Source organism: Brucella sp. RRSP16, assembly GCF_052246815.1.
Lineage (GTDB): Bacteria > Pseudomonadota > Alphaproteobacteria > Rhizobiales > Rhizobiaceae > Brucella > Brucella intermedia.
In genome coordinates this window covers 230,119-256,539 of record NZ_JBQQAM010000001.1, presented here as the reverse complement: position 1 = coordinate 256,539, position 26,421 = coordinate 230,119, and the positions used below count along the sequence as shown (strand labels likewise).

Genomic DNA, 26,421 nt, shown 5'->3' with positions numbered 1-26,421 from the left:
TGTTAGAGAGCGCGCATATAGGCCTTGACCGAGCTGCAGTACTTCGCAGAGGTCGGGTTCATGCGCGTTGCGCCGTGACCGGCATTGTATTTCAGAATCGTGCCACAGGTGCTTCCGCCGCCGAGCTTCTGCGCCATGGCGAGATACTTCATGCCGAACTGGATGTTCGTGGACGGCTCGTAGAGGCCCTTGGCGGAGCCGGTGTAGCCGAGGCTGCGAGCGGTCGAGAGCTTGATCTGCATCAGGCCGATTTCACCGGCCTTGCCGCGCACATTCGGCTGGAAATTGCTCTCGTGACGCACAACCGCATGGGCCAGTGCGGAGGGCACGCCATAGGTCGACGCATAACGGTTGATGATGGTGGAATAGGCGCCGCCCTTGGCGTTACGGGCGGTCGTCGTGTCTTTCGACTGCGAACGCTTACCGGTGGAACCCTTTGTGGCCGGGGCCGCACGACGGCTGACGACCGATGCCTTCTTGGGCGCTGTGGTTGGCTTTTCCGCCGCGGCAGACTTGTTCTGCTGGCGTGCCTTGAGGAGAGCTGCGAGGTTGGTCGGTTCAGTTGAAGGGGCACTCAGCGCCGGATTCAGGCCAAACGAACTCATCGCGCCGACAAGGGCGCTAACAACAACAAATTTTACTTTCATAACCTACCGTCTTGAAACGTTTCTTTTGTCAGACCGCCTGTCTTGGGGGAGACGATCCTGTTTTTTGATCCCGCCCGATATGGCCTGTAAGGGCCCGTGACCGCTGGGATTGACCAATGAATTGGCGGGGAAATGCAGCTGAAGATTGGTTGCAAAAGTAAAATAGTCTTACAGGTTGCAACATTAGCGATTCATGCGCGGCCGCAGCGAACCGCCGTCACAGCCCCGCTGCAACGGGACTGGATCGATCTATTTTTATGAAAACATTACGAAAATCTGAAATGTTGCCCTTAGACAAACAGATCACTCGTGCCGCTTCAGGCGGTAACATTTTGCAGGGAAAAAATCAGCCTGTAGAGGGTATCTATGGTAGAAACATCGGCCACGCCGTCCACATTCTGTGGCCGAAAATGGCGCTGAAAGGCCTTAATCACGGTCTCCGTATCCTCATCGAAGATGCCAGTGATGGCAATTCCGTAGCCGTAAAGCGCCAGCATGGACTGCAAGGCTTCGACCGGCTGGCCGTTTTCGCCCCTTGCGAGAAACCTTCCGCCGCGGATCGGCGTCGGCTCGATGTAATGGGCGATACCTGCCTCATGAAGCCGCTTCCACGGAAAATTATGGCCGGGATCGGTCTTGCGGGACGGAGCGATGTCCGAATGGGCCAGCACATTCTCCGGTCTGATGGCCTGGCGCTCGCATATGTCGCGGCAAAGGCGGATAACCGCCTCGATCTGTGCATCCTTGAACGGCGGATAATCCTGGAGGTTGCCCGGGTTGACGATCTCTATGCCGATGGAAGCCGAATTGATGTCCGTTTCGCCCTTCCAGAAGCTCTGGCCTGCGTGCCAGGCCCGCGCCTTTTCCGATACCATCTGCACGATCCGCCCGTCTTCATGGACGAGATAATGCGCGGAAACTTCCATGTCCGGCGACTTCAGGACCTGCACCGCCTCTTCGGCGGTTGCCAGACCCGTATAGTGGAGAATGAGAAAGGTTGGCACCTTGCCGTCGCGGCGCGGACCGAAATTGGGCGACGGGTCAAGCATTGCACCGACGAAATCAGGCCGGACAAGCACCAGCTCCTCCAACAATTCGTTCTCGATTTCGTGTGCGCTGCTCATGCAGCCTCCAGATTCTTCTCGATACTCGCCCAGGCTGCGTTTATCGCCGCAAGACGCCTGTTGGCAATGGTTATGAATTCGAGCGGCAACCCTTCGGCCACCAGCCGGTCAGGGTGGTGTTCCTTCACCAGCGCGCGATAGCGCTTGCGGGCCATATCGAAGGACACGCCGCGCTCCAACCCCAGAATGGCGTAGGGATCGTCAGCGCCGCGCTGGACATGCCGGATCGCAATACGGTCGAAGGCCGCCTCGTCATAGCCGAATATATCCGCCACGCCTGCAAGAAAGGCCATTTCCTTTTCGTGCACATAGCCATCGGCGGTGGCGATATGGAAAAGCCCGTCAAGGATGTCTTCCAGCAGATGACAGTCGGTCTGCCCCTCGCTGCACAATCCGGCAAGCTGACGCGCATAGGATTCGTAGCCCGCAACATCCTGTTTGGCGAGATCGTAGAGCCGCGCGACATGCGCCGTCTCTTCCTTCGGCACCGCGAATATGTCCTGAAAGGCGCGGATTTCATCCTGGGTGACAACCCCGTCCGCCTTGGCCATCTTGGCGGAAAGCGCGATCATCGCGATGGAGAAAGCCACCCGGCGGCGCGTGTCGGCATCGCCTTCAAAAACGGTGCGCACGGCTTCGATAACGCCAGTAATGGCATTCGACGCCACGGACGTGACAAACTCACCGATGCGGACCCAAATCGACATGGCACTTTTCTATAGAATTCCGAAAGGACTGAAAACCGCCTAGGCAGGCGAAAGTTGAAAAAACAAACATTTAGAAAGAATATCGAACCGCAGGCTGAGAGCCTCAATCAAAAAGCGTGGGGCCGTGGCGAAAATGGTAATTTTCGAGTACCGGAGCGGAGCGTACTTAAGGATACGTGAGCAGCGGAATACAGAAAGGCGCCATTTGGAGACCGGCACGACGACTGTTGGAACAGGCTCTTACATTATTGCTGCGGCTCGCGGTCGTTGAAGGAGCGCTGTGCGACAGCAGCCGCAGCCTCTCCAGCCGCCTGTGCCTGCTCATCCGTCTGGCCCACCGACTGAGCGGCGGCAACCGCATTTGCGCGCGCCCTTTCGATGGCGGCGGCTTTTTCTTCCGGGGTCACCACACCTGAACTCTCGCGAAGCGACTTGACCAGATCGGGACCTTTTTCCGTGCCCGTGCTTTCTGCCGGCTTGGCAGGCTGCGAAATGGCGGCAGCGCCCTGCTCTCCGCCATTGGTCGTGGCAGCGCTCTCGTCATCTCCCTTGCCGCATGCGGCAAGCGCAACGAGAACGATCGCAGAAATGAAAAAGAGAAAGTTACGGTTCATGACGAAAGCCATAACCGAACCGAGCCTGCGTTGAAACACGGAAAACGCAGAGTGCCCGTCTTTTCCCACTGTGGTTGCCTTAGCGTTCATGTCAAATCCGAAACCGGCCGAAGCCGTCAAGCACGAATGGCGACCCGACACCGGATCGCCATCCGCCTGCAAAGCAGTCACGACATCGCACCCTTAGTTGGAAGGTGCAGTCCCCGTACCCCGCGTCGATGGTGCCGGGGTGGCCGGAGTGGTCGGCGCTGGCGTCGTGTCATTGTTCGAAGGCGCTGCCGGCGTGGATGGTGCCGGTGCGTTGTTCGTATCGTCCTTCTTGTCGTTGCAAGCTGCAAGACCGAGAAGCGATACGGCGGCGACAGAAGCAATCAGAAACTTCTTCACTTAGGCTCTCCTTCCTAGGTTAGGCTCTTGGCCTGGTTTCAGGCATCAATGGCAAGCTTGCCAAACGCCTCGCTGTTTCTCCGTGCGTGGCCGGTTTACCCGGCCAATCACCTTTACGGTCGCTCATCGACACAGAAGTCCTGTCGACTGGACCTTCACACCGAAAAACGGCAACAGCGCGGAAAAGTTCTCTCAAATAGTCTTACCGAACGTAATAAAGCGACAGTATTACAGAGCAGTAGCCCATTTTTTCCCGTTTATAAGCCCGCAATTATTTCGTCACGTCCCTGTCATTGGACGATGTTTAACTTTGCAAAATCGAAGTCTGGATTCGAGGATCAGGGGAACTTTTGATGACAGAGCAGGCAACAGGCGGCACAATTCTCAAGCGTGCTGTGACACAAAACAACGCTCTTTCGCGCGCGGGCTTTTCCGAAAGATTGTTCGCGTGGCTGTTCAAGGGGCTGGTCTATCCGCAAATCTGGGAAGACCCGGAAGTCGACATGGCGGCACTTGCCATCGAGCCCGGCCACCGCATCGTCACCATCGCTTCCGGCGGATGCAATGCCATGTCCTACCTAACCGCCGATCCGGCATGCGTGGAAGCGGTCGATCTCAATCGGGCGCATGTCGCGTTCAACCGGCTTAAACTGGCCGCCGTCAAAAACCTCCCTGATTACAACGCTTTCTACCGCTTCTACGGCAAGGCCGATGACAAGACCAATCTGGCGGCCTACAAGCGCTTCATCCGCCCGCACCTCGACAGCGAAAGCCGCACCTATTGGGAAAAGCGCAAGTGGAACGGCCGCCAGCGCATTTCCATTTTCTGGCGCGACCTCTATCGCCACGGTTTGCTTGGCGTCTTCATCGGCATGGGCCACCGCGTGGCGCGGCTCTATGGGATCGATCCGCGCGACATCTTGAAGGCGCGCACCATGGAAGAGCAGCGCAGTTTCTTCGACACCGCGCTGGCACCGCTTTTTGAAAAACGCATGGTGCGCTGGGCGACGGCCCGCAAATCCTCCCTGTTTGGGCTCGGCATACCGCCACAGCAATATGATGCCCTTGCTACCGCTGGGAATGGCGATATGGCGCTTGTCCTGCGCAGCCGCCTTGAAAAACTCGCCTGCGGCTTTCCCCTTACCGACAATTATTTCGCGTGGCAGGCCTTCGGGCGCGGCTATAGCGGCAATGAGGAGACCGGTCCGCTGCCGCCCTATCTGTCGCGCAGCAATTTCGAAACGGTGCGGGCGCGTGCCGACCGCATGACAGTGCAAAACGCCAGCTATACCGATTTTCTCGCCGCCAAGCCCGCCGCTTCCGTCGACCGCTATATCCTGCTGGATGCGCAGGACTGGATGAATGACGAGCAACTCAACGCGCTGTGGATCGAAATCACCCGCACGGCCGCGCCGAACGCCCGCGTCATCTTCCGCACTGCTGCTGAACCGAGCCTGCTTCCGGGACGGGTAGCGCCCGAGATACTGGATCGCTGGGAATATCAGGCAGACGAGTCCCGCGCCCTGCATGATCGCGACCGTTCGTCGATCTATGGCGGCTTCCACCTCTATATCTTGAAGGATGCCTGACATGCTGCGCAGCCCATGGAGTGTTCAGGGTATGGACCACGCCAACCTCATGGATCGGGTCTACCGTCGTCAGCGGCATTTCTACGATGCAACCCGCAAATACTATCTTCTGGGTCGCGACCCAATGATTGCGGGGCTGGACGTTCCCCGGAACGGCACGGTTCTGGAAATCGGCTGCGGCACGGGCCGCAATCTGGTGAAGACTGCGGAACATTATCCTGACGTCACGCTCTTCGGCATCGATATTTCCGCGGAAATGCTGGATACCGCCCGCCATGCGGCGGAACGCGCCGGCATCGAAAGCCGCGTCCGCCTCGACCGGGCCGACGCAGCGCAATTCGACCCGGAGCGATTGTTCGGACAAGCGGGCTTTGACCGGATTTTCATTTCCTATGCGGTGTCGATGATCCCGCAATGGCAATCGGTCATCCGGGAAAGCGTCCGACACCTCAATGCGGGCGGCGAACTGCATATCGTCGATTTTGGCGATCAGTCTCGTCTGCCCCGCTGGTTCGCAAAAGCTCTGTTCAAATGGCTGGAATGGTTCCACGTCACACCGCGCAGCGACCTTTTTGCGATTTGCGATCAGCTCGCACAGGAACGGAACGCCACTGTTGAAAAGCGCATTCTGTATCGCGGCTTTGCCTGGATAGCGGTCGTTCGTGCGGCGATGCCAGCCACTTCAACAGATTAGCAGCAAACTTGACCGGCAGACTGGTGACGTCTGCCTCCGGATCGCGTAACCGTTAGAGGACTGATTCGCGACACGGAACCACTATATGAACCGTCTGGCCAGCTGCAGCATTCTCGCCCTCGGCGCTTTACTTCTTTCCGCCTGCACGACGGTGGACTACGACTTTTCCGACGTAAAGAAATCAGGTGGTTCGGTAGCCCGCATTCCACCGCCGTCAGGCCCGGTGAAGGCGCCCCGTTTCGGGGATCGCGACCCGCACGACTGGACCGGCAAGACGCCGTGGCACTATCCGATCCACGGCACGGACGTTTCCAAATACCAGACCAATATTGACTGGAGCGCCGTTCGCGCCAGTGGCATTTCCTTTGCCTTCATCAAGGCGACCGAAGGCGGCGACCGGGTCGATGACGGCTTTCAGGAACATTGGAACGGCGCCCGTCAGGCAGGCATCGCCCGGAGCGCCTATCATTTCTATTATTTCTGCCGTCCGGCGATCGAGCAGGCGCGCTGGTATATTCAAAACGTACCGCGTGACCCCGGCGCGCTTCCGCCCGTTCTCGACATGGAATGGAACCCGCAGTCGCCAACCTGCAAGCTGCGCCCCAACGCAGCCGTTGTGCGCAAGGAAATGCGCATTTTCCTGCAAGCGCTGGAAAAACATTACGGCAAGCGCCCGATCGTCTACACGACGGTCGATTTCTTCGATGACAACGATCTGCGGCAGATGGCGGATTATCCGTTCTGGCTGCGCTCCGTCGCCGGTCATCCTGACGAAAAATACGGACCGCATCCGTGGACGTTCTGGCAATATACCGGCACCGGCTCCATTCCCGGCATCAAGGGCGACGCCGACATCAACGTCTTCGCAGGTGACGCCAATACGTGGAAAAAGTGGCTGGAAAGCAACAAGGTCCGCTAACACGGCCCAGTTTGGCAGTTCACACCAAGTTTTGCTTCATTTCCGGGGCTTGTTGGGGCAATAGCAAAACAATCCTCGGAAGGGAGCCGACTGCTCCCGGTTTATTAGTGTGAGTTACCAATGAAGTTGTTTGCTTCAGTTATCGCAGCCGCCCTGCTGGCATCGACAGCCATGTCCAATGCACAGGCCGCCGCGTCCCCTGCGCCTGCTGCGGCCCCGGCTGAAAACGCCGTCAATCTTCCAAAGCCGGAATGCGAGATCGATTTCGGCCAGTGGATGGACAATCTGACCAAGGAAGCCCGTGACGCCGGTGTCGGCGAGAAGGGCATCGCCGAACTGCACAAGGCCATGCTTGAGCAGAAGGTGCTCGACCGCGACCGCAAGCAGACTGTCTTCAACCTGACCTTCACCGAATTTTCCAAGCGCCTCATCTCGGAAGCGCGCCTGAAGAAGGGCCGTGACAATCTGGTCAAATATGCCGATGTCTTCAAGAAGGTCGAAGATACCTATGGCGTACCGGGACCAGTCCTTGCCGCCTTCTGGGGCCTGGAAACCGACTATGGTGCCATTCAGGGAGATTTCGACACGCTCAATGCGCTTGTCACCCTTTCCTATGACTGCCGCCGCCCGGACCTGTTCCGCCCGCAGCTGATCGCCCTTCTCAAGCTTTTCGATCAGGGGGTCGTCGATGCGGCGACCACTGGCGCATGGGCTGGCGAAATCGGCATGATGCAGCTTCTGCCGAAGGACTATCTTGAACGTGGCGTTGACGGCGATGGCGACGGCAAGGTCGATCTGAAGAACAGCGTTCCCGACGCCATGATGACCGCCGGTCGCATGATCTCGGAACTCGGCTGGAAACGTGGCCAGCCATGGCTCGAGGAAGTTCGCCTCACCAAGGACCTGCCTTGGGAAGAAGCGATCCGCACCAATCGCAAGCCGCATTCCTGGTGGGCTGAACAGGGCGTGACCGGCCTCAATGGTCCGCTCGGTCCGGATGACGGTGATGCGTCGCTTCTGCTGCCGCTTGGCCGCAAGGGACCGGCTTTCCTGTCCTATCCGAACTTCGACGTGTTCGTGGAATGGAACAAGTCCATCGTCTATGCGACCACGGCGGCCTATTTCGCGACCCGTCTGGCGGGTGCGCCTGCCTTCGATCCCGGCACCCCGGTTCCCGGCCTGACGCAGGACCAGCTGAAGGAACTCCAGACCAAGCTGCAGGCGCGCGGCTATGAAATGGGCAAGATCGACGGCGTTTTCGGTGTCGCCACCCGCGATGCCGTGCGCGCCGAACAGTTGCGCCTCGGAATGCCCGCCGATTCCTGGCCAACGCAGGAGCTTCTCGACAAGCTCTGATATTCGACAAGGCGCGGAGTTCAAAGCCCGCGCCTTTTCCTTTCCCGAACTGAAATGCGCCCCATGCTCACAACGCTGTTCGTCGTCCTTCCCGTTTTCGCGCTGATTTTCTCCGGCTGGGGTGCCTTCAGGCTGAAAATTCTCGGGCCGCATGCAATAGCGGAGCTGAACCGTTTCGTCGTCTATCTTGCACTGCCTGCCCTGCTCTTCGACATCATGGCCAATACCCATGGCAGCGAGCTGTGGCAGCCAGGCTTCATCGCAGTGTTTCTGCTTTCAAGCGCCATTGCTTTCGCATTGCCATTTCTGGTGCGGCTGCGCGGAAAAATGCCGCTTGCCGATACCGCGCTGGACGGCCTGAACGCCGCCTATCCCAATACCGGTTATATGGGCATCCCGCTTTCGATGATCGCTTTCGGCTCGGGCGTTCTGGCCGCGACAACCATTTCGATCATCATCACCGTCTGCGTCACCTTCGCTTTTGCCATCGTGCTAATCGAAATCGGCCTGCAAACCGAAAAGAAGCCGCTCCGTCTCATCTGGAAGGTGGTGCTATCCCTGATCCGCAATCCGCTGCTTGTCGCTCCAGCGCTTGGTGCCGTGGTGTCCTTTCTGGGGCTCGCGATCCCACCCCCGGCGGAAACCTTCCTCAAGATGCTCGGCGGTGCCGCATCGCCTTGCGCGCTCGTGGCCCTTGGCCTGTTCCTCGCCCAACCGCGCAAGATCGAACGTGAAAGCGTGAATGCCATCGCCTTCCTGGTCTCGGTGAAGCTCATCGTTCAACCGCTCGCAACCTGGCTGCTGGCGGTCCATGTGTTCGGACTACCGCCCCTGCTGGCGCAGAGCGCCGCGCTTCTCGCAGCCCTGCCGACCGGCACCGGGCCGTTCATGCTGGCCGAGCATTATCGTCGCGAAGCGGCGATAACCTCCAACGTCATCCTCTATTCGACCGTGATATCAGTCCTCACCTTGTCGGCATATCTGGCGCTAATTCGCTGAAATGGGCTAAAAACGTGTCAAAAAAGCTGTGGCAAGTGCGGCGAAAACAGCACCAAACGTGGCAGTTCGATGTCTTTTTCATGAAATGTGAACAAATTTTTCTAGTCAAATATTTCAATAGTTTAGAGGGTAAACAATAGGTTTATTCCCCTATCACGGCAGATTGCAGAACGAAATCTTCTTTTGTTCGGGGCGTTTTGCGCTTAGATTCCGGTTTCCTACCAGCGCGCGTCCGACCAGTCGGGCGCATATGAAGGAGACAGACCAATGGGACTTACGCGATCTTTGAATGTCCTCATGATCTGTGCGGCATTTGCATTTGTTGCAGCGTTGATAGCAGGGGTCATCCCTTAGAGTATGTCTCCCGAAAGTGGGAACCGGTTTCGGGATAAAGACACCAGCCTAAACAGGAAATGCTCTAAGGGAAATGGCCTAAACCATTACGGCGGCTTCGGTTTTTGAGGATAGGTCGACCCGCACGAAAACGAGAAAGCCCGGCGAAATCGCCGGACTTTCTTTTGTTTCAGGCCATTTCCAGCGCTGCTTCCGCCTTCGGCCTTATGCCGATCATATGGCAGATCGCAAAGGGCAGATCGGCGCGATTCATCGTGTAGAAATGGAAATCCTGCACGCCGCGTTCGATCAGATCCATCACCTGTTCGGCGGCAATTGCGGCTGCCACCAGCTGGTGCGTCTGCGGATCGTTGTCCAGCCCGTCGAAACGCTCGGCCAGCCAGGCCGGAATATGCGTCGCCGACCGCGCGCAGAAATTCTTGACCTGCTTGAAGTTGTGTACCGGCAGCACGCCCGGAACGATGGGGATGTAGATGCCTGCGCGGCGAACCCGCTCGACATAACGCTCGTAAAGATCGTTCTCGAAGAAGAACTGGGTGATGGCGCGCGTCGCACCATTATCGACCTTGCGTTTCAGCATATCGATATCAGTTGCAAAATCCGGGCTTTCCGGATGCTTTTCAGGATAGGCGGAAACTGAAATGTCGAAATCCGCAATATTGCGCAGGCCGGAGACCAGTTCGGCACCGTTCTGGTAGCCGCCCGGCGTCGGCACATATTTTTCGCCTATACCCGCCGCCGGATCACCGCGCAGCGCCACGAAACGATTAACGCCAAACGCTGCGAATTCACGCACCACACGGTCGACTTCCTCACGCGTCGCATCCACGCAGGTCAGATGCGCGGCGGGCTTGACGTCGGTTTCCTTGAGAATGCGCGCAACGGTGCGCGCCGTGCGTTCCCGCGTGGAACCACCGGCGCCATAGGTCACCGAAACGAATTCAGGCTGCAACGGGGCGAGCCGCGTGACCGTATCCCAGAGACGCTGTTCCATTTCTTCCGTCTTGGGAGGGAAGAATTCGAACGATACCCGGGTGGTCTGGCCAACGTCCGGTCGGCGGGAAAGACCGTAAAAACCCATCAAACTGTCTCCGTCATGCTCGGAGCATTTTGCAGCCAGATGGAAACATCGGGCGTCGCATAATGCCGTGAATACAAATATTTAGAGTGTGCTTCCGTCTGACTTCATCAAGCCGAAACGCGCTCTATCGTTTTCGACACCGGGTCGGCGATCAGAAGGCGCGGATCGCGGGCAAGCCACAGCTTCACTGTCAGCCCCTGATCTCCGTTGGTAGCCTTCGGCTCCAGCTCCAGTGTCTTTTCCGGTTCAAGACCGGCATCCCTCATCCAGCCCAGCATCTGCTCGTCGCTGAAGCCAAGCCGCAGATGCGCGTGCTCCTCGCGCAGGAACTCAAGCCTGTGCGGTGCAAAATCGACGATCAGCAGCCGCCCGTTGGGGCGCAGCGCCCGCGCGCCTTCCCTGATCGCAGCCAGCGGGTCGTCAAGAAAGTGCAGAACCTGATGAATGGTCACCAGATCGAAACTCTCGCGCTCGACAGGCAGCGCATAGACATCGCCCTGACGAACCTGGGCATTGCCGATTGCCGCCAGATCGAGATTGGCCCGCGCCACGGCAAGCATGTCGCGATTGATGTCGATACCGACGCCGCGAAGGTAAAGCGGCGCAAAAAGCTCCAGCAACCGGCCCGTACCCGTGCCGACATCCAGCATGGCCTGAAACGGCTTGTCGCCGACTATTTTCTTGAGCGCCACTTCGACCGCGTCTTCGGGCACATGCAGCTTGCGTATCTGATCCCAGCTGCCGGCATTGGCGCTGAAATAGGCGGCTGCCTTTTCCTGACGGCTGGACTTCACCTGCGACAGGCGCTCCATGTCGCGCTCGACCAGCGCATCGGCACTGTCGAGGCGCGCCAGAAGCCCGCGCGCCAGATCACCGCTGATCACATTGTCAGCGAGACGGAAATAGGCCCACGCCCCTTCCTGATAGCGATCGATCAGATCAGCTTCGGCCAGCAGCTTCAGATGACGCGAAACACGCGGCTGGGATTGCCCCAATATCGTCGTGAGGTCCGAAACGGTCAGGTCGCCCCGCGCCAACAGCGCCAGAATGCGCAAGCGGCTTGGCTCCGCCACCGCCTTCAACACATCCACCATCTGATCGAGTTGCAGCTGCAAACTGCTCATCACTTGGCCCTCGGGCTGACTAAAAGACATAAAGATATGTTTATATGGAAAACAATTTTGACGCAAGGACTTTTCATGCAGAATGGCGGCGTAAGGGATTCGCAAACGAGCGCCCCACGCCTTACGGATGCACGAAAAACGTTCCAGACAGGAAGCCAAGCGTCGTGCTTCCTGAAATCGGTTCGGATTTTCAGGCGCATGCGGATATGGAAGGAGAGCAGAATGAGCGCAGGCACCAATCGCCAGAAGGCAATCGCCAAGTCCCTGACGCTTCTGCTTCCGGCCGTCCCCTATTCGGACTCCGAACCTATCCGCGCCGCAGCACTTGCTCCGCATATGAAGACGCTGCCGCCTTCCACTGCCGTGTGGCTCGCGACCGTTGCGCATGTGCGCCATTCCCACACCGATTACGACGCGCTGCGCGACGAAGGCTATGACAGGGATTCGGCACGGTTCTTCGTTTTGGATGCGATCAACGCGAAACTCACGGAGTGGCGCTCCACACGGCTCGTCTCGCCGGAGGACGATGAAGTCGTACAGATGTAAACCAGCCGGGATTTACTGTTTTGCCGCCGCACATTTGGGCCGGGTCAACCGCACGGTATATTGCCGTGGACCAACCATGCCTTGCGGTGTCGGCAGGGTGACGATCCTGGCCTTCAACCTGCATGTTCCGACCCGGACATCGTAAGAACCGGAATCCTGTCGGGTGATACTCTGGATGGGCTGGCCCGGAAAGCGCTTTCCGACCGCCTCGGTCACGGAGGCGAGTTCCCGGCCTGCCTCGACATTCGGTGCGAGCACCGCATGAGCAGGGAAAGTAAGCAGCACCATGAATAGGGCCGCCCCCAAAAACGGGACCGCGAACGCATTATGCCTTTGCTTGAAATGCTCTGATCTCAGAAAATATTTCATGAAAACGCCCCATAAAAACTCCCGGATGATAGCGCATCGCGGAATGCAAGGCCACACAATGCATTCAGCCCGCAATCGTACCGATCCGGGCCTGAAAATATTCCAGCTTGGCGAATGTCAATCGACCGAACCGTGCCCTTGCAGATAGCCGTGCGTGCGCGGGTTCGGCATCACGATACTGACGACGAAGACTACCACCATGATCACGGTCACATACCAGAAGAAGCCGCTTTCCATGCCCTGCTGCTTGAACCACAGCGCCACATATTCCGCCGTGCCGCCAAAAATAGCGTTGGCGATGGCATAGGAAAAGCCGACGCCCAGCGCCCGCACTTCCGCCGGAAACAGTTCTGCCTTCACGATGCCGCTGATGGAGGTGTACATGCTGACGATCGCCAGCGCGATCACGATATAGATGAACGCCCAGAGCGGACTCTGAACCGAACCGATCAGCGTCAGGAGCGGAATCGTCGTCAGGATGGAAATGCCGCCAAACCCGATCATCATCGTCTTGCGCCCGATCTTGTCGGACAATGCGCCAAAGAGCGGCTGCATCAGCATATAGACCAGCAGCACGACGGTCATGGTTTCGCTGGCCGTTTCCTTGCTCATGCCAGCCGTGTTGACCAGATATTTCTGCATATAGGTGGTGAAGGTATAGAAGGCGAGCGAACCGCCAGCCGTGAAGCCGACCACAACGAGGAAAGCCTTGCGGTGGTTCTTCCAGATATTGGCGAAGCTGCCCGCTGCCTTGTTGCTGCGGGTTTCTTCCGTCGAGGTCTCGTGAAGGGTCCGCCGCAGGAAAAGCGCCACGATGGCCGCGACACCGCCAATGGCGAAAGGAATGCGCCAGCCCCAGGCGTGAAGCTCATCCGATGTCAGGAAGAACTGCAGCACCACGATCACCAGAACGGCAAGCAACTGCCCGCCGATCAGCGTGACATACTGGAACGAGGAAAAGAAGCCACGACGACCGGCCAACGCCACCTCGCTCATATAGGTAGCGGTGGTGCCGTATTCGCCACCGACGGAAAGCCCCTGCAAAAGCCGCACAATCAGCAACAGGAATGGTGCCGCAATGCCAATGCTCTGATAGGTCGGCAGAATGGCGATCGCGAAAGAACCGAGGCACATCATCGTGACCGAAATCAGCATGGATGTGCGTCGGCCGAGCCTATCGGCAATGCGGCCAAAGAGCCAGCCGCCGATAGGGCGCATGAGGAAACCAGCCGCAAAAATCGCAGCCGCGTTCAACAACTGGCTGGTCTGGTCTTCGGCGGGAAAAAACTGCGACGCAAAGTAAAGCGCGCCGAAGGAATAGACGTAAAAATCGTACCACTCCACCAGATTGCCCGATGCGCTGGCCACGATGGCAAAGACGCGGCGGCGCGTGTCATGGGCATCATGTGCCGCTTCGATCTCGCCATTGGCGTCAGCATGCATTTCTGCATTGTTCATTCTGAAAACTCCCGATAGCGGGCAGTTGTCGAACAGCCCGCAAGCCGCCGGTCCCATGCGGGATGACCGAAATCGGCGATTGTTTCACTTCACAAACATAAAAAGCGATCCGCGTTTCAGTCGAAAGGCAGCCTCGCATTTGAAATGTCCTCCCGGTCAAAATCATGCCGTCTGAATCGCTGGCGATGACAGACGGTCCTTGAACCGGCGGTCTCGGTGTTCATTCCCAACGAAGAATATAAACGGAGCAAGAGCATCGAAACCGGCCTCCTGAACGAAATCGCGACGGGATGAAACGCATCACGGCGTTGCGATCACAGGCTCCATATCTAGAGCGGTTTCAGGATGCGGCCAGACCATAGGAACAAAATCGTTTGCATGCAATCTATTACAATATGAGAAATTGCTAAATGAAACGGCTGGCAGCGCCGCCTGTTCCAGAGACGATGCAACCCTTTGAAATAACAAATAAATAATTGAGATCGCCCGCACGGGCAATCGATCAATTCCCCGTGTGGAGCGACCTTTGAGACAGTTATTTCTTTTGAGCGACCAGAAAAATACGCGGAAAACGCAACAGCACTTTTCCGTCGACCGTCGCTGGATAATGCGGCGCGATCTGCTCTTTGTAGGCCTCCAGATAGTCGGCCTGTTCCTGCTCATCGAGCGGATCGAGAAAAGGCCGCAAACCTGTCCCCTTCACCCATTCCACAATGGCATCCACGCCATCCAGCGGATGGTTATAGATCGTATGCCATAGATCGATCCGTGCAGCCTGGCTGGCCAGTGCGTTGTAATATTCCGCCACCGGCGGCAAAGGCTCCCTGCCCTCGGTGCCGATCTTGGCGGCAAAGGCTTCCGTTCTGGCCACGTCGCGCATGCCGACATGCGTGGGCTCACCCATATTATCCGGCATCTGGACGGCCAGCACTGCGCCGGGACGAAGCAGCGACAAGAGGCGCTTCATCTGCGCGATGTGATCGGGAAGCCACTGGAACACGGCATTGGAGAAAAGAACATCGGTCTGCGCATCCGGCTCAAAGCTCGTCACGTCGCCGATGGTGAAATCAACATGCGGCAGGCGCGCCCTGGCCTTTTCGATCATGTCGGGTGATGTGTCGAAGCCGGAGACATGGGCGTCTGGCCAACGTTCGGCCAGAAGCTCCGTCGAATTGCCCGGGCCGCAGCCGATATCGACAACCTTGCGCGGCGCGTCGAGCGGTATCCGGGCCAGAAGATCACGCGCCGGGCGACTGCGTTCGTCTTCAAACTTCAGATATTGCTTTGCGGACCAGTCTTTCATCCTGTCTCCCTTCATCAAACGAAAAGGCCGGCGCTATGCACCGGCCTTTTGAGAGTAATTAACGAGTGAGCGGCTTATAGGTAACCCGCTTGGGATTGACGCTATCCGGTCCAAGACGGCGGATCTTGTCGGCTTCGTAATCCTCGAAGTTTCCTTCGAACCATTCGACGTGGCTGTCGCCTTCGAATGCGAGGATGTGCGTCGCCAGGCGGTCGAGGAACATGCGATCGTGGCTGATGATAACGGCGCAGCCCGCGAAATTTTCGAGCGCATCTTCAAGCGCGCCGAGCGTTTCCGTATCGAGATCGTTGGTCGGTTCGTCGAGGAGCAGGACATTGCCGCCGGATTTCAGCATCTTGGCCAAGTGAACGCGATTGCGCTGACCGCCCGAAAGATTGCCGACCTTCTGCTGCTGGTCACCGCCCTTGAAATTGAACGCACCGCAATAAGCGCGGGAGTTCATTTCAAACTTGCCGAGCTTGATGACGTCATTGCCGCCGGAAATTTCTTCCCATACGGTCTTGTTGGCGTCGAGTGCGTCGCGGCTCTGGTCCACATAGGAAAGGTGAACCGTGTCGCCGATGCGAACCGAACCCTTGTCCGGCTGATCCTGCCCCGTCAGCATCTTGAAGAGCGTCGATTTACCGGCGCCGTTCGGGCCGATCACCCCGACAATGCCGCCAGCCGGAAGTTTGAAGCTCAGATCGTCGATCAGCAGGCGGTCGCCAAAGCCCTTCGACAGGTTCTCAACCTCGATGACCACCTGACCCAGACGCTCGCCCACCGGGATGATGATCTGCGCGTCGCCGGGGCGGCGTTCTTCCGCGCTCTTGACCAGTTCGTCATAGGCCTTGATACGCGCCTTGGACTTGGCCTGACGCGCCTTCGGGCTTGCTGAAATCCACTCGCGTTCACGCGACAGCGCCTTTTCACGCGCTGCTTCCTCGCGGCCTTCCTGCTGCATGCGCTTGGCCTTGGCTTCCAGATAGGCGGAATAGTTGCCTTCATACGGAATGCCGCGACCACGGTCGAGCTCGAGAATCCAGCCCGTCACATTGTCGAGGAAGTAACGGTCGTGGGTGATGATCAGCACCGAACCCGGATATTCGCGCAGGTGCTTTTCCAGCCATGCGGTCGTTTCGGCATCCAAATGGTTGGTCGGTTCGTCGAGAAGCAGCAGGTCGGGCTTGGAAAGCAGAAGCTTGCAAAGCGCCACGCGACGCTTTTCACCACCCGAAAGCTTGGACACGTCCGCATCGCCCGGAGGGCAGCGCAGCGCTTCCATGGCCATTTCCACCTGGCTGTCCAGATCCCAGAGGTTCTGGCTGTCGATGATGTCCTGCAGCTTTGCGCCTTCATCCGCCGTTTCGTCGGAATAGTTCATCATCAGTTCGTTGTAACGGTCGATGATCGCCTTCTTCTCAGCGACGCCTTCCATCACATTGCCGAGCACATCCTTGGACGGATCGAGTTCCGGTTCCTGCGGGAGATAACCGCAGGTCGCGCCTTCGGCGAGCCACGCCTCGCCGGTATATTCCTTGTCGAGACCGGCCATGATCTTGAGCACGGTCGACTTACCGGCGCCGTTGGGACCGAGAATGCCGATCTTGGCGTCAGGGTAGAAGGAGAGATGAATGTTCTCCAGAATCTTCTTGTTGCCATAGGCCTTGTTGAGGCCGGACATGTGATAAATGAACTGGCGTGCCATAAAGCGCGTCGTCTCCGCAGGTTGAGAAGCGCGGGTCGCCGATCAGGTCGAACCGCGCGGAAATTGCTGAGGCGTATGTAGGCCAAATATGCCCCGGAAGCAAACGCCAACCCGCGAAATGGAAGCAGCCGGAACCACCAGTCCGCATCTGCTCGAGAAACAAATATAATGAAACCGGGCGCGGATATTTCCGTCACCCGGTTTCCCCTCTGGCCACCGTCCGCGAAAGTTTCCTCCCTTTCATCGGACGGCCTGCAAGTTATGACGTGAATTCTGTCTCTAGACGCCCCTGGATGCCCTTCAAAACCCCGTCTGCAAAGCTAGATTTGCCCAAGCTTTTGCGCTTTTCAAGCAGAATCTGCACAAAAAACGCTATTGCCTAAAATTCGTTCACCCGTCGATCCAATGCCTGTTTTAGCGACGCTGCATCGGGGAGATTGACTATTTGCACGGCATAAAATCAGATGGCGAAATGACGTTCAAAACCATTCATCATCTGCCGGTCGCAGACAAATCAGAACTTCCGTTCCGCACCGTCCGCGCCGCCATGCCGCGAGCGGTTGTCCAGCTGTGCCACGGCCTCGCCGAACATTCGGCGCGATATGAACGCTTCGCCTTCGCCCTCGCGGCGGCTGGCTGCCACGTCTATATTCACGACCATCGCGGGCACGGCACCAATATCGGTGCTCATGCACCGAGAGGCACGTTCGCGCAAAAGCAGGGCCATATCGTGGCCATCGAGGACGTGCGGGCGCTCAACCGTCACATTCACGAGAAGCATCCGGGCTTGCCCGTGGTACTTTTCGGCCATTCTATGGGCGGGCTGATCGCGCTGAACTATGTGCTGGACCATGCCGACACAGTGAATGCGGCGGCGGTCTGGAATGCAAATTTTGACGGTGGAGCGCAAAGCGCTGCGGCACTCGCACTTCTTTATATGGAGCGCATGCTGAAAGGCTCGGACGTTCCAAGCAGCATTCTGCCGAAAATGACCTTCCGCGCCTGGGGCCGGTCCATAAAGGGCCACCGCACGCTGTTCGACTGGCTTTCGCACGATGCAGCGGAGGTCGATGCCTATATCGCCGATCCGCTTTGCGGCTTCGACGCCAGCGTGGCGCTGTGGATCGACATTTTCCGGTTGATCCGGCGCGGGGCCGACGACCGCAATTTCTCAAAGGTTCCGCGGGACATGCCGTTCAATCTGGTTGGCGGCGCCGAAGACCCGGCAACGGCGAACGGCGCCGCTGTGCAGAAGTTGGGGGAGAGAATGCGGAAGATGGGCTTCAAGCGTGTCGATTGCACGATCCTTCCCGGCACCCGCCACGAAAGCCTCAACGAGACCAACCGGGATCAGGTGATGCAGAATTTTCTGGATTGGCTGGCGGAGGCTCTTCCGTCACCGGCATTGACCAGCTAGAAAACGGCAGTCAACCGATCAATCGAGTTATTATCCGGGCCAGAACTCACGATTACTTGAACCGTCTTGGCTTTGCCATGCAATCAATGCTATGCAGCGCGCCTTGCGCGCTATCGGGTTTCCGGGCAGGTAAGCCGGGCTTAAGCAGATGGCGCGAGGAATGAAGGAACACTCCGCTTGGACACACCGACGATTTCTGTGGTTATCCCCTGCCGCAACGAAGCCGACAATCTTGCCTTTCTGCTGGATGAAGTCGATGCCGCCATGCAGGGCCGCGCATACGAAGTCATCGTCGTAGACGACGGTTCGACGGACTCGACCAGCGACGTACTCGCGGGCCGCATCCATGCAGGCAAGCCGCTTCGCCATCTGCGCCATGATCGTTCATCGGGCCAGAGCGCCGCAGTGCGCTCCGGTGTCTTCGCGGCGCGCGGCAAGATCGTCGTGACCATGGATGGCGACGGGCAGAACAATCCCGCCTATCTCCCCGTTCTGGCGGATGCGCTGATCAAAGCCGGACCGGATTACGGCATTGCAGCGGGACAGCGCCTCAAGCGCACGGATACGAAACTCAAGCAGTTGTCGTCGCGCTTTGCCAATAATCTGCGCGGCGCGATCCTCAAGGACAAGACGCGCGATTCCGGCTGCGGCCTGAAAGCGCTGCATACCGACCTGTTCCGGCAACTGCCGTTCTTCGATGGCTGGCATCGCTACCTTCCTGCGCTGGCGCTGCGCGAAGGCTACGATGTGGTGCATGTCGACGTGGTCGATCGCGAACGCCGCCACGGCAAATCCAATTACGGCATTCTGGACCGTGGAATGCGCGGCATTCTGGACCTTTATGGCGTCTGGTGGCTGCGCAAGCGCCGCAAGGTCGTTCCTCGCGTGAGGGAGATCACCCATGACTGATATTTTCAACAGCCTGTCGCAGTGGCTGCACGACGTTTTCGTGGCGCAATGGGATGGCTGGATCGTGCTGGGCTTTGTCGCCCAGGCCTGTTTCACCATGCGCTTCGTGGTGCAGTGGCTCGCATCCGAAAAGGCAAGGCGCAGCGTCATGCCGGTGGCCTTCTGGTTCTTCTCGCTGTTCGGCGGCGCTTTGCTGCTGATCTATGCCATCCAGCGCAAGGACCCGGTCTTCATCGCCGGTCAGGGCCTCGGCCTCATCGTCTATATCCGCAATCTCTGGCTCATCGCCAACGAAAAGAAGCGGCTGACAGCCGGGGAGTAAACTCCCCGGTTCAGAATTATTGTTTTTAGGCCCTCAGCGTCCGGCCCACTGAGCGATAGTCAAGCCCGGTACCGGCAATGTCCTCGGCCTTGTAGACATTGCGCAGATCGATCAGCACATTTCCGGCCATGACACCCGCCACCCGTTTCAGATCGAGCGCACGATAGGCGTTCCATTCCGTCAGCAGAGCCACGACACCCGCCCCCTCTACAGCTTCGTAGGCTGAATTGCACCAGACAACATCGGGCAGCACCGCCCGGGCCGCGTCCATAGCTTCCGGATCGTGCGCCTGAACCCTGATTCCGGCCTTCTGAATGGCCGCGATAATGTCGAGCGCGGGAGACTCGCGAATATCGTCGGTGTTCGGCTTGAAGGCGACGCCTAGAACAGCAACCCTGTCCGCACCGCTCTCCTTGGCGGCGGTCACGATCCGTTCCGCCATGGATTGCTTGCGGGTTTCATTGACCGCTATAACCTGCTCGATCAGCGACTGACGCGCCTCGTATTTCTTGCCGGTTGCAGCAAAGGCGCGCGTATCTTTCGGGAAGCACGATCCGCCGAAACCCGGTCCGGCATGCAGGAACTTGGAGCCAATACGATTATCCATACCGATGGCGCGAGCCACTTCCTGCACATTGCCGCCGGTCTTCTCGCAAAGGTCGGCGACCTCGTTGATGAAAGTCACCTTCATGGCCAGAAAGGCATTGGCCGCATATTTGATGATTTCGGCATTTTCCAGCGAGGTGACGACCATCGGTGTTTCACGCAGGTAAAGCGGACGATAGAGGCGCTGCATTGCGGCCTTGCCGCGCTCGTCCTCCACGCCGACGACAACACGGTCGGGTCGCATGAAATCCTCGATCGCCGAACCTTCCCGCAGAAACTCCGGATTGGACACCATCGAGAACGGTACACCCGGATTGGCGGCCTTGATGCGGTCGCGTATGCGCGCATTGGTGCCGACTACGACTGTCGACTTGATGACGACGACGGCGCCGGGCTTCATGGCGGCAGCGATTTCGTCCGCAGCAGCCTCGATATATTGCAGATCCGCCTCGCCGTCGCCGCGACGGGATGGCGTGCCTACCGCGATGAAGATGACATCGGCATCCGCGACACTTGCCGGAAGGTCAGTGCTGAACTCCAGCCTGCCATCGCGAATGTTGCGGGTCATCAATTCATCGAGACCCGGCTCGAAGATGGTGACCTTACCGGCCTTCAGCCGTTCGATGATCGACGGATTCTTGTCCACGCAGGTGACGTGAAAGCGAATTCGGCAAAACACACACCCGAAACCAGCCCCACATAGCCCGTTCCGATCATCGCCAGCTTCATATGTTCAGTCCTTCAGTTTGCATTCGCGAGAGCCTGATGAGATTCCGGCTCCGGTTTGCCGGAAATGGAGGCGTTAGAGAACCGGAGCATCGTTCACTTAAAGTTACATGCGGACCGGAAGCGTCAAACAACACCATTTGCAGGCTGCCAGAACCGAAATATCGGTAGCATCACAGCCATTTGTCGTAGTCCGACACCAGCAGATGCAGCGGCTTCTCGTTTTCTTCGATATTCGAAAAGCGGCCGATCGGCTCGCGGAAAATATTATCAGTCAGGTCGTCATTGACGGTCGAAACTTCACCGATCAACACGTCACCGCCCTCGCCCCAGAAGGCATGCCAGTTGCCGGGCAGCAGTGTCACGCTTTCACCCGGCTGAAGCTTCAAGTGAGCGCCGGCCTTCTGCGTCACAAGGCGTCCGTCGGTTGCAACCGTCACGTCGGTTTCCTTGTCCACGCTGCCGTCGGACCGCGAATTGAACAGTTCGAGCACCAGCGTGCCGCCACCACGATTGATGATGTCTTCCGCCTTCACCACATGGCGATGCATCGGGGAAAGCTGGTTCTTGCGCGAGATCATGATCTTTTCGGCATAGAGCATGCCACCGCCGCGCTTGAGGTCCTCGGCATTGCCGTTGCGCGTGGTGAAGAGGAACAGTCCGAGATCGGCGAACTTTCCCTGTCCGTAGTCCGTAATATCCCAGCCGAGACGCGCATCGCGGATTGCACGCGCATCAGACGAGGTGCGTGCCTTCAGTTCCTCGGGCGACCAATAGGCAAAGGGCGGCATGACATAGCCGAAAGAACGGATGAATGCGTCGCTTTCGCGGATGATTTCGTTGATTTCAGAACGTTTCATGGCCACCGAGCCTCCCATGGAATGAAACAATTGGGATATGGTTGACGTGGTAACTGGCTTTTAAACCAATTTGCAATCCCGGAAACGCTCCGCAGGCGCATGTAACACACATTTGCGATGATCTGGCTGCGCCGCAAAAGCGACATTTTGGCGTGTCGTCTTTACGCGAAAACCATGTCGCATCCCAATGCGCGTTTAGAATAGTTCAGTGATTGAATCAGGATAACGGAAGCCAGTTCACAGACCTCGGGAGATGTGGGCAAGCCATTGAGATAACGGGACAAGCCGTGCTTCCGGAAGACAAAGGGAACACCGGATCGAGCCATAGTCGCTGCGAGAACAGCAGAAGGGCCGATCAAGATGGAAAGCAAGGGTTCGAGGCTATGGACGTTCGCAACGAAATGCTGGGGCTGTTGACCGGGCGCGACCCCAATTTCAGCCTGGAGCAGAAATTCTACACCGATCCTGAATATTACAAGCAGGATCTGGACAACATTTTCTACAAGGACTGGCTGTTTGTCGGCCACGACTGCGAGCTGCCGAAGACCGGTTCCTACATGACCGTGCAGATCGGCGCTTACCCTGTCGTCATCGTTCGCGACGCGCAGGGCGGCATTCGTGCTTTCCACAATTCCTGCCGCCATCGCGGCTCGCGCATTTGCGCTGCCGAAAAGGGCACTGCCGCGAAGCTCGTCTGTCCCTACCACCAGTGGACTTACGAACTGGACGGACGCCTGCTCTTCGCGCGTCAGGTCGGCCCGGACTTCAAGCCAGCCGAATACGGCCTGAAGCCGGTTCATTGTGAAACCGTCGCCGGCTATATCTATGTCTGCGTGGCCGACGAAGCCCCCGACTTTGCTTCCTTCCGCAATCTGGTCGAGCCTTATCTCGCACCGCACAACATCAAGGACGCGAAGGTCGCCTTCGAAAGCTCGATCATCGAGAAGGGCAACTGGAAGCTCGTCTGGGAAAACAATCGCGAGTGCTATCACTGCGCCGCCAACCATCCCGAACTCTGCCGCACCTATCCAGAAGCGCCGTCGGCAACCGGCGTGCAGGGCGTCATGGAAGATCCGGAGATCAACCAGCTCTGGAAGAACTGCGCCAGCGTCGGCCTGCCAGCACAATTCAACATGTCGGAAGACGGCCGCTATCGCATCACCCGCATCCCGCTCCTGCGCGACGCGGTGAGCTACACGATGTCCGGCAAGGCGGCGGTGAAGAAGCATCTGAGCGATCAGGTGGCTGGCGGCACGAATATCGGCGCCATGCTGCTGTTCAACTATCCGTCGACCTGGAACCATCTGATGGCGGACCACGCGATTTCCTTCCGCGTTCTGCCGATCAGCGCCGAGGAAACGCTTGTCACCACCAAATGGCTCGTTCACAAGGATGCTGTTGAAGGTGTGGATTACGATCTCGACGAACTGACCCATGTCTGGATACAGACAAACGATCAGGACCGGCAGATCGTGGAAGAAAACGCCGTCGGCATCCGGTCGCCCGCCTATCAGCCCGGCCCTTACTCGGTCGAACATGAAGGCGGCGTGATGCAGTTCCTCGAATGGTACACCAACACAATGACGCCGCGCCTGCGTGGCGAAGCGGCAAAGCTTAGCCGCGTCGCCTGATACCGTAATACGAAGCGAGAAGTGAGAAGGCCATGCAGCCTCTGAAATATCTGGATGAGATGCTGCCGTGGAACGACAGGTTGCAGATGCTGGAATGCATTTCGGCCATCGAAGAAGCGCCAGACGTCATGACCTTCTCCTTCAAGACTGCCGAGGACAACTGGTTCCGCTATACGCCGGGCCAGTTCGTCACCCTTGAACTGCCGATTGAACGGGCCGACGGGCTGGGGCCGGTGCTGCGGACCTATACGCTGTCCTCGACCCCTTCCCGTCCCTACCATATCTCCGTCACCGTCAAGGCGCAGAAGGGCAGCATCGGCACGCGCTGGATGCTCGACAATCTGCGCCCGCCGATGAAGATCAAGGCTTACGGGCCGAATGGCGACTTCTCGCTCGCCAACCATCCCGGCGAAAAATATCTCTTCGTCTCCGCCGGTTCAGGCATAACGCCGATGGTCTCCATGACCCGCTGGCTCTTCGATTGTGCGCCTGCCACCGACGTCGCCTTCATCAACTGCGCCCGCACGCCGGACGACATCATTTTCCGCCGGGAGCTGGAACTGCTTTCGGGCCGCATGGAAGCCATGCGGCTGGCCTTTATCGTCGAGCAATCCTCGGCGCGCCATGTCTGGCCGGGCCTGCACGGGCGCATCGACCGCGCCCGGCTCGAACTGCTTGCGCCAGATTTCCTGCACCGCACGGTTTTCTGCTGCGGGCCGGAGCCGTTCATGAACGGTGTGCGCGGCCTGCTGGAAGATGCCGGCTTCAACATGGCCAACTACCATCAGGAAAGCTTTAATCCGGCGAGCGAGATTTCGTCGGTGCCGGTGCCTTCAACACTTTCCGAGACGGCTGCGGCAGCCCCCGCCGCCCCGGCGGTAGCGTCCGCCAGCGTCGTCTTCAGCCTTTCCGGCGTGGAAGTGGAATGCACGGAAAACGACACGATCCTGCTTGCGGCACGCAATGGCGGGCTCAAGATTCCGAGCGCCTGCGAGTTCGGCATCTGCGGCACCTGCAAGGTGAAGTGCCTCGGCGGCGAGACCGAAATGAACCACAATGGCGGCATCCGCGATGACGAGATCGCGGAGGGCTATATCCTCGCCTGCTGCAGCCGCCCGCGCGGCCGCGTGGAGATCGATGCCTGACCTTGCAGTCACAGCACGAGCTCTGGAAGAGGCCTAGGCTTTTTTCAGAAACTCGGTCCGCAACACCAATCCCTTGACCTGCTTGGTGCTGCAATCGACTTCCGCCGGGTTTCCGGTAAGGCGAATGCCCTTGACCAGCGTTCCCCGCTTCAATGTGGTGGAGGTTCCCTTCACCTTCAGGTCCTTGATGAGCGTGACGGAATCGCCGTCATTCAATTGGGTGCCATTGCTGTCGCGGACGATTACATCTGTCATGGTGGTTTCCTGTCTGGTGTCTGATCTGGCTCGTCCGTAGCACCCTTGCCGATGTTATACCAGAACGCGGCTTATTGCAGGCCTCGCGAAACCGCTCCGGCTCCTGCCGTGGCACGCATCTTGCCCGAAAACCGGTTCCCACTTTTCAGGATGCGCTCTATATCTGGTTGCAAAGCAAGCCAAGCGGGAGCGTTTCATGATCGGTCATGCACTTGTGGTTATCGACGTCCAGAATGATTTCTGCCCCAGCGGTTCGCTGGCGGTCGATCGCGGCGATGAAATCATTCCGACCGTCAACCGGCTGATTGAGGAAAGCGAAAACGTCATCCTCACGCAGGACTGGCACCCCGCCAACCATTCAAGCTTTGCTTCGACCCACCCTCGCGCCAGGCCTTTCGATACGGTCGAAATGGCCTATGGCCTGCAGACGCTCTGGCCCGACCATTGCGTACAAGGCAGCCACGGAGCGGATTTCCACCCGGACCTGCAATGGACGCGGGCGCAGCTCGTCATCCGCAAGGGCTTTCGCATCGGCATAGACAGCTATTCAGCATTCTTCGAGAACGATCATAAAACGCCGACGTGCCTTGGCGGATATTTGCGCGAACGCAATATCGGCTCGCTCACCCTTGTGGGCCTCGCCACCGATTTCTGCGTCGCTTATTCGGCGCTGGATGCCGTGGCCCAAGGCTTTCAGGTGCGCGTCCGTCTCGATGCCTGCCGCGGCATCGACCTCAACGGCTCGATGGACATCATGCTCGAAAGGATGAAACAGGCTGGCGTCGAACTGATCGACGAGCCTGTTTCGGCATCCCACTTACTCTAGCTCGCCGTCCGGCATGGCGATAAAGATCAGCACGGCGATGATGGTGATGAAGAACCGGAACGCGGATTCGATCCCGTTCCAGGTTTGCGACATCCACATGCCGAACCATTCCCCGCCGACCGACATGAAGCCGACCTGCCAGACCAGAAAGCCGAGCGACAGGCCGGCAATGGCCCACTTCTTGGAGCGGTTGAAGCTCGCCGCCCGGTCGGTCAGGCGGCCAAGCATGGCAAAAGCCCCGATCCAGCACAGGATCGCCGTCAGCGTTTCCGCCGCGATGATCAGAATATAGGCGGCATTGTGCAGCATCGGATTATCGATGGCACGGTACTTGATCGTGGCATCGGGAAAGATCGTGTCCATCATCAAAACGTGCTGCACGAAGGCGAAATTGGTATCGTAATCGGTGATATTGCCGAACGAAACCAGCGTTGCGAAAAAGGCTATTGCCGCCACGAAGGCGGTCTTGCTCAACCGTGTAACGACCATGGAAACGTGCCCTCCCCAGTGAAGCCGCATCGCTGCATTCGAGACGACCCGCGGCAAATTGCGAAACCCATCGCAATGATCAATGGTCCTCAACTCCGGCGATTCGGTCAAGACCAACAAAAAAGGGCAGCGTAAGCTGCCCCTTTGTTCAGACTGCACGAGGCAAGGCTAGAGCATTTCCAGCAAAAGTGTGAAACGGTTTTGCGTTGGATAATGCGATAAAACAAATAGTTAGAGCGGTTCCGGCGATTCTTCA

The 26,421-nt window shown here is 58.2% G+C and carries 26 protein-coding genes and 1 pseudogene; 12 read left to right on the top strand and 15 right to left on the bottom strand.

The features are described 5' to 3' along the window. Positions 1 to 2 precede the first annotated feature (2 nt). The 5 genes from ACS5UA_RS01210 to ACS5UA_RS01190 form a co-directional block, all read right to left on the bottom strand. Positions 3 to 647 (bottom strand): lytic transglycosylase domain-containing protein, encoded by a 645-nt coding sequence (locus ACS5UA_RS01210; protein ID WP_025090508.1) that lies wholly within the window; start codon positions 645 to 647, stop codon positions 3 to 5. 317 nt (positions 648 to 964) lie between these two features. Continuing rightward, positions 965 to 1,771, bottom strand: coding sequence for an N-acetylmuramoyl-L-alanine amidase (locus ACS5UA_RS01205; protein WP_021586889.1), 807 nt, complete (start codon positions 1,769 to 1,771; stop codon positions 965 to 967). Beyond that, on the bottom strand, positions 1,768 to 2,478 hold the full coding sequence (locus ACS5UA_RS01200; protein WP_021586890.1) for a J domain-containing protein: 711 nt from the start codon (positions 2,476 to 2,478) through the stop codon (positions 1,768 to 1,770). The genes ACS5UA_RS01205 and ACS5UA_RS01200 overlap by 4 nt, the downstream gene beginning before the upstream one ends. 245 nt (positions 2,479 to 2,723) lie before the next feature. Continuing rightward, positions 2,724 to 3,182: a hypothetical protein gene (locus tag ACS5UA_RS01195; protein ID WP_025090509.1), complete on the bottom strand. Its 459-nt coding sequence runs from the start codon at positions 3,180 to 3,182 to the stop codon at positions 2,724 to 2,726. A gap of 93 nt (positions 3,183 to 3,275) precedes the next feature. Beyond that, positions 3,276 to 3,479, bottom strand: coding sequence for a hypothetical protein (locus ACS5UA_RS01190; RefSeq protein ID WP_443101107.1), 204 nt, complete (start codon positions 3,477 to 3,479; stop codon positions 3,276 to 3,278). 353 nt (positions 3,480 to 3,832) lie between these two features. On the opposite strand from ACS5UA_RS01190, the gene ACS5UA_RS01185 reads away from it, so the two are divergent. The 5 genes from ACS5UA_RS01185 to ACS5UA_RS01165 all read left to right on the top strand — a co-directional run bounded on the left by ACS5UA_RS01185 (position 3,833) and on the right by ACS5UA_RS01165 (position 9,036). After that, a complete protein-coding gene (locus tag ACS5UA_RS01185; protein WP_021586892.1) occupies positions 3,833 to 5,068 on the top strand; it encodes a DUF3419 family protein in 1,236 nt (411 codons plus the stop codon). A 1-nt stretch (position 5,069) separates the two neighbouring features. Then, complete coding sequence (locus tag ACS5UA_RS01180; protein ID WP_025090510.1) at positions 5,070 to 5,762, top strand: class I SAM-dependent methyltransferase; 693 nt, start codon at positions 5,070 to 5,072, stop codon at positions 5,760 to 5,762. Between the two features lie 85 nt (positions 5,763 to 5,847). Continuing rightward, a complete protein-coding gene (locus ACS5UA_RS01175) occupies positions 5,848 to 6,681 on the top strand; it encodes a glycoside hydrolase family 25 protein (RefSeq protein WP_443101106.1) in 834 nt (277 codons plus the stop codon). A 120-nt stretch (positions 6,682 to 6,801) separates the two neighbouring features. After that, positions 6,802 to 8,037: a lytic murein transglycosylase gene (locus ACS5UA_RS01170; RefSeq protein ID WP_021586894.1), complete on the top strand. Its 1,236-nt coding sequence runs from the start codon at positions 6,802 to 6,804 to the stop codon at positions 8,035 to 8,037. Between the two features lie 63 nt (positions 8,038 to 8,100). Next, on the top strand, positions 8,101 to 9,036 hold the full coding sequence (locus tag ACS5UA_RS01165) for an AEC family transporter (protein ID WP_021586895.1): 936 nt from the start codon (positions 8,101 to 8,103) through the stop codon (positions 9,034 to 9,036). Positions 9,037 to 9,559: 523 nt separating this feature from the next. Here the strand turns inward: ACS5UA_RS01165 and metF are convergent. Both metF and ACS5UA_RS01155 read right to left on the bottom strand, forming a co-directional pair. After that, positions 9,560 to 10,471, bottom strand: a complete 912-nt coding sequence (gene metF / locus ACS5UA_RS01160) for a methylenetetrahydrofolate reductase [NAD(P)H] (RefSeq protein ID WP_021586896.1) — start codon at positions 10,469 to 10,471, stop codon at positions 9,560 to 9,562. A gap of 107 nt (positions 10,472 to 10,578) precedes the next feature. Continuing rightward, positions 10,579 to 11,595 carry an ArsR/SmtB family transcription factor gene (locus tag ACS5UA_RS01155; protein ID WP_021586897.1) on the bottom strand — a complete coding sequence of 339 codons (1,017 nt, stop codon included), beginning with the start codon at positions 11,593 to 11,595 and terminating at the stop codon, positions 10,579 to 10,581. Between the two features lie 222 nt (positions 11,596 to 11,817). Here ACS5UA_RS01155 and ACS5UA_RS01150 point away from each other — a divergent pair, with 222 nt between their 5' ends. Then, positions 11,818 to 12,141, top strand: coding sequence for a DUF2293 domain-containing protein (locus ACS5UA_RS01150; RefSeq protein WP_021586898.1), 324 nt, complete (start codon positions 11,818 to 11,820; stop codon positions 12,139 to 12,141). Between the two features lie 12 nt (positions 12,142 to 12,153). On the opposite strand, the gene ACS5UA_RS01145 is transcribed toward ACS5UA_RS01150, so the two are convergent. The 4 genes from ACS5UA_RS01145 to ettA all read right to left on the bottom strand — a co-directional run bounded on the left by ACS5UA_RS01145 (position 12,154) and on the right by ettA (position 16,979). Then, entirely contained in the window at positions 12,154 to 12,429 is a 276-nt protein-coding gene (locus ACS5UA_RS01145) for a hypothetical protein (protein WP_235694383.1), read from the bottom strand. A 198-nt stretch (positions 12,430 to 12,627) separates the two neighbouring features. Then, positions 12,628 to 13,968, bottom strand: coding sequence for an MFS family transporter (locus ACS5UA_RS01140; RefSeq protein ID WP_021586900.1), 1,341 nt, complete (start codon positions 13,966 to 13,968; stop codon positions 12,628 to 12,630). A gap of 535 nt (positions 13,969 to 14,503) precedes the next feature. Beyond that, entirely contained in the window at positions 14,504 to 15,271 is a 768-nt protein-coding gene (gene tam / locus ACS5UA_RS01135; protein WP_021586901.1) for a trans-aconitate 2-methyltransferase, read from the bottom strand. A gap of 58 nt (positions 15,272 to 15,329) precedes the next feature. Next, positions 15,330 to 16,979 carry an energy-dependent translational throttle protein EttA gene (gene ettA / locus ACS5UA_RS01130; protein WP_021586902.1) on the bottom strand — a complete coding sequence of 550 codons (1,650 nt, stop codon included), beginning with the start codon at positions 16,977 to 16,979 and terminating at the stop codon, positions 15,330 to 15,332. Between the two features lie 472 nt (positions 16,980 to 17,451). Between ettA and ACS5UA_RS01125 the strand changes: the two genes are divergently transcribed. From ACS5UA_RS01125 to ACS5UA_RS01115, 3 genes are all read left to right on the top strand, one after another. After that, a complete protein-coding gene (locus ACS5UA_RS01125) occupies positions 17,452 to 18,396 on the top strand; it encodes an alpha/beta fold hydrolase (RefSeq protein ID WP_021586903.1) in 945 nt (314 codons plus the stop codon). A gap of 177 nt (positions 18,397 to 18,573) precedes the next feature. Then, positions 18,574 to 19,305, top strand: a complete 732-nt coding sequence (locus ACS5UA_RS01120; protein WP_006467249.1) for a glycosyltransferase family 2 protein — start codon at positions 18,574 to 18,576, stop codon at positions 19,303 to 19,305. Further along, positions 19,298 to 19,627, top strand: coding sequence for a lipid-A-disaccharide synthase N-terminal domain-containing protein (locus ACS5UA_RS01115; RefSeq protein WP_006467250.1), 330 nt, complete (start codon positions 19,298 to 19,300; stop codon positions 19,625 to 19,627). The genes ACS5UA_RS01120 and ACS5UA_RS01115 overlap by 8 nt, the downstream gene beginning before the upstream one ends. Before the next feature lie 25 nt (positions 19,628 to 19,652). Here the strand turns inward: ACS5UA_RS01115 and ACS5UA_RS01110 are convergent. After that, positions 19,653 to 20,962, bottom strand: a pseudogene (locus ACS5UA_RS01110) (UDP-glucose dehydrogenase family protein). Positions 20,963 to 21,132: 170 nt separating this feature from the next. Beyond that, positions 21,133 to 21,819, bottom strand: coding sequence for a D-lyxose/D-mannose family sugar isomerase (locus ACS5UA_RS01105; RefSeq protein ID WP_021586905.1), 687 nt, complete (start codon positions 21,817 to 21,819; stop codon positions 21,133 to 21,135). A gap of 383 nt (positions 21,820 to 22,202) precedes the next feature. Here ACS5UA_RS01105 and ACS5UA_RS01100 point away from each other — a divergent pair, with 383 nt between their 5' ends. Beyond that, positions 22,203 to 23,450, top strand: a complete 1,248-nt coding sequence (locus tag ACS5UA_RS01100) for an aromatic ring-hydroxylating oxygenase subunit alpha (RefSeq protein WP_021586906.1) — start codon at positions 22,203 to 22,205, stop codon at positions 23,448 to 23,450. A gap of 32 nt (positions 23,451 to 23,482) precedes the next feature. Then, the gene (locus tag ACS5UA_RS01095) at positions 23,483 to 24,595 is read left to right on the top strand and encodes a hybrid-cluster NAD(P)-dependent oxidoreductase (protein ID WP_006467254.1); all 1,113 of its coding nucleotides are present in this window, start codon (positions 23,483 to 23,485) and stop codon (positions 24,593 to 24,595) included. Between the two features lie 33 nt (positions 24,596 to 24,628). Here the strand turns inward: ACS5UA_RS01095 and ACS5UA_RS01090 are convergent, their stop codons facing one another. Continuing rightward, complete coding sequence (locus ACS5UA_RS01090) at positions 24,629 to 24,850, bottom strand: alkylphosphonate utilization protein (RefSeq protein ID WP_006467255.1); 222 nt, start codon at positions 24,848 to 24,850, stop codon at positions 24,629 to 24,631. A gap of 196 nt (positions 24,851 to 25,046) precedes the next feature. Between ACS5UA_RS01090 and pncA the strand changes: the two genes are divergently transcribed. Beyond that, the gene (pncA, locus tag ACS5UA_RS01085; RefSeq protein ID WP_443101105.1) at positions 25,047 to 25,676 is read left to right on the top strand and encodes a bifunctional nicotinamidase/pyrazinamidase; all 630 of its coding nucleotides are present in this window, start codon (positions 25,047 to 25,049) and stop codon (positions 25,674 to 25,676) included. Here pncA and ACS5UA_RS01080 read toward each other — a convergent pair. Beyond that, positions 25,668 to 26,165, bottom strand: a complete 498-nt coding sequence (locus tag ACS5UA_RS01080; protein ID WP_021586908.1) for a DUF2165 family protein — start codon at positions 26,163 to 26,165, stop codon at positions 25,668 to 25,670. The two genes, pncA and ACS5UA_RS01080, sit on opposite strands and share 9 nt — an antisense overlap. Between the last annotated feature and the right edge of the window lie 256 nt (positions 26,166 to 26,421).

Bases quoted from the DNA above. Each gene is read 5' to 3' on its own strand.
- ACS5UA_RS01095 (WP_006467254.1), top strand. From the start codon at position 23,483: ATGCAGCCTCTGAAATATCTGGATGAGATGCTGCCGTGGAACGACAGG.
- ACS5UA_RS01185 (WP_021586892.1), top strand. From the start codon at position 3,833: ATGACAGAGCAGGCAACAGGCGGCACAATTCTCAAGCGTGCTGTGACA.
- ACS5UA_RS01205 (WP_021586889.1), bottom strand. From the start codon at position 1,771: ATGAGCAGCGCACACGAAATCGAGAACGAATTGTTGGAGGAGCTGGTG.
- ACS5UA_RS01210 (WP_025090508.1), bottom strand. From the start codon at position 647: ATGAAAGTAAAATTTGTTGTTGTTAGCGCCCTTGTCGGCGCGATGAGT.
- tam (WP_021586901.1), bottom strand. From the start codon at position 15,271: ATGAAAGACTGGTCCGCAAAGCAATATCTGAAGTTTGAAGACGAACGC.
- metF (WP_021586896.1), bottom strand. From the start codon at position 10,471: ATGGGTTTTTACGGTCTTTCCCGCCGACCGGACGTTGGCCAGACCACC.
- ACS5UA_RS01115 (WP_006467250.1), top strand. From the start codon at position 19,298: ATGACTGATATTTTCAACAGCCTGTCGCAGTGGCTGCACGACGTTTTC.
- pncA (WP_443101105.1), top strand. From the start codon at position 25,047: ATGATCGGTCATGCACTTGTGGTTATCGACGTCCAGAATGATTTCTGC.
- ACS5UA_RS01080 (WP_021586908.1), bottom strand. From the start codon at position 26,165: ATGGTCGTTACACGGTTGAGCAAGACCGCCTTCGTGGCGGCAATAGCC.
- ACS5UA_RS01105 (WP_021586905.1), bottom strand. From the start codon at position 21,819: ATGAAACGTTCTGAAATCAACGAAATCATCCGCGAAAGCGACGCATTC.
- ACS5UA_RS01180 (WP_025090510.1), top strand. From the start codon at position 5,070: ATGCTGCGCAGCCCATGGAGTGTTCAGGGTATGGACCACGCCAACCTC.
- ACS5UA_RS01100 (WP_021586906.1), top strand. From the start codon at position 22,203: ATGGACGTTCGCAACGAAATGCTGGGGCTGTTGACCGGGCGCGACCCC.
- ACS5UA_RS01125 (WP_021586903.1), top strand. From the start codon at position 17,452: ATGACGTTCAAAACCATTCATCATCTGCCGGTCGCAGACAAATCAGAA.
- ACS5UA_RS01140 (WP_021586900.1), bottom strand. From the start codon at position 13,968: ATGAACAATGCAGAAATGCATGCTGACGCCAATGGCGAGATCGAAGCG.
- ACS5UA_RS01170 (WP_021586894.1), top strand. From the start codon at position 6,802: ATGAAGTTGTTTGCTTCAGTTATCGCAGCCGCCCTGCTGGCATCGACA.
- ACS5UA_RS01195 (WP_025090509.1), bottom strand. From the start codon at position 3,182: ATGAACGCTAAGGCAACCACAGTGGGAAAAGACGGGCACTCTGCGTTT.
- ACS5UA_RS01165 (WP_021586895.1), top strand. From the start codon at position 8,101: ATGCTCACAACGCTGTTCGTCGTCCTTCCCGTTTTCGCGCTGATTTTC.
- ettA (WP_021586902.1), bottom strand. From the start codon at position 16,979: ATGGCACGCCAGTTCATTTATCACATGTCCGGCCTCAACAAGGCCTAT.
- ACS5UA_RS01200 (WP_021586890.1), bottom strand. From the start codon at position 2,478: ATGTCGATTTGGGTCCGCATCGGTGAGTTTGTCACGTCCGTGGCGTCG.
- ACS5UA_RS01090 (WP_006467255.1), bottom strand. From the start codon at position 24,850: ATGACAGATGTAATCGTCCGCGACAGCAATGGCACCCAATTGAATGAC.
- ACS5UA_RS01145 (WP_235694383.1), bottom strand. From the start codon at position 12,429: ATGGTGCTGCTTACTTTCCCTGCTCATGCGGTGCTCGCACCGAATGTC.
- ACS5UA_RS01175 (WP_443101106.1), top strand. From the start codon at position 5,848: ATGAACCGTCTGGCCAGCTGCAGCATTCTCGCCCTCGGCGCTTTACTT.
- ACS5UA_RS01155 (WP_021586897.1), bottom strand. From the start codon at position 11,595: ATGAGCAGTTTGCAGCTGCAACTCGATCAGATGGTGGATGTGTTGAAG.
- ACS5UA_RS01150 (WP_021586898.1), top strand. From the start codon at position 11,818: ATGAGCGCAGGCACCAATCGCCAGAAGGCAATCGCCAAGTCCCTGACG.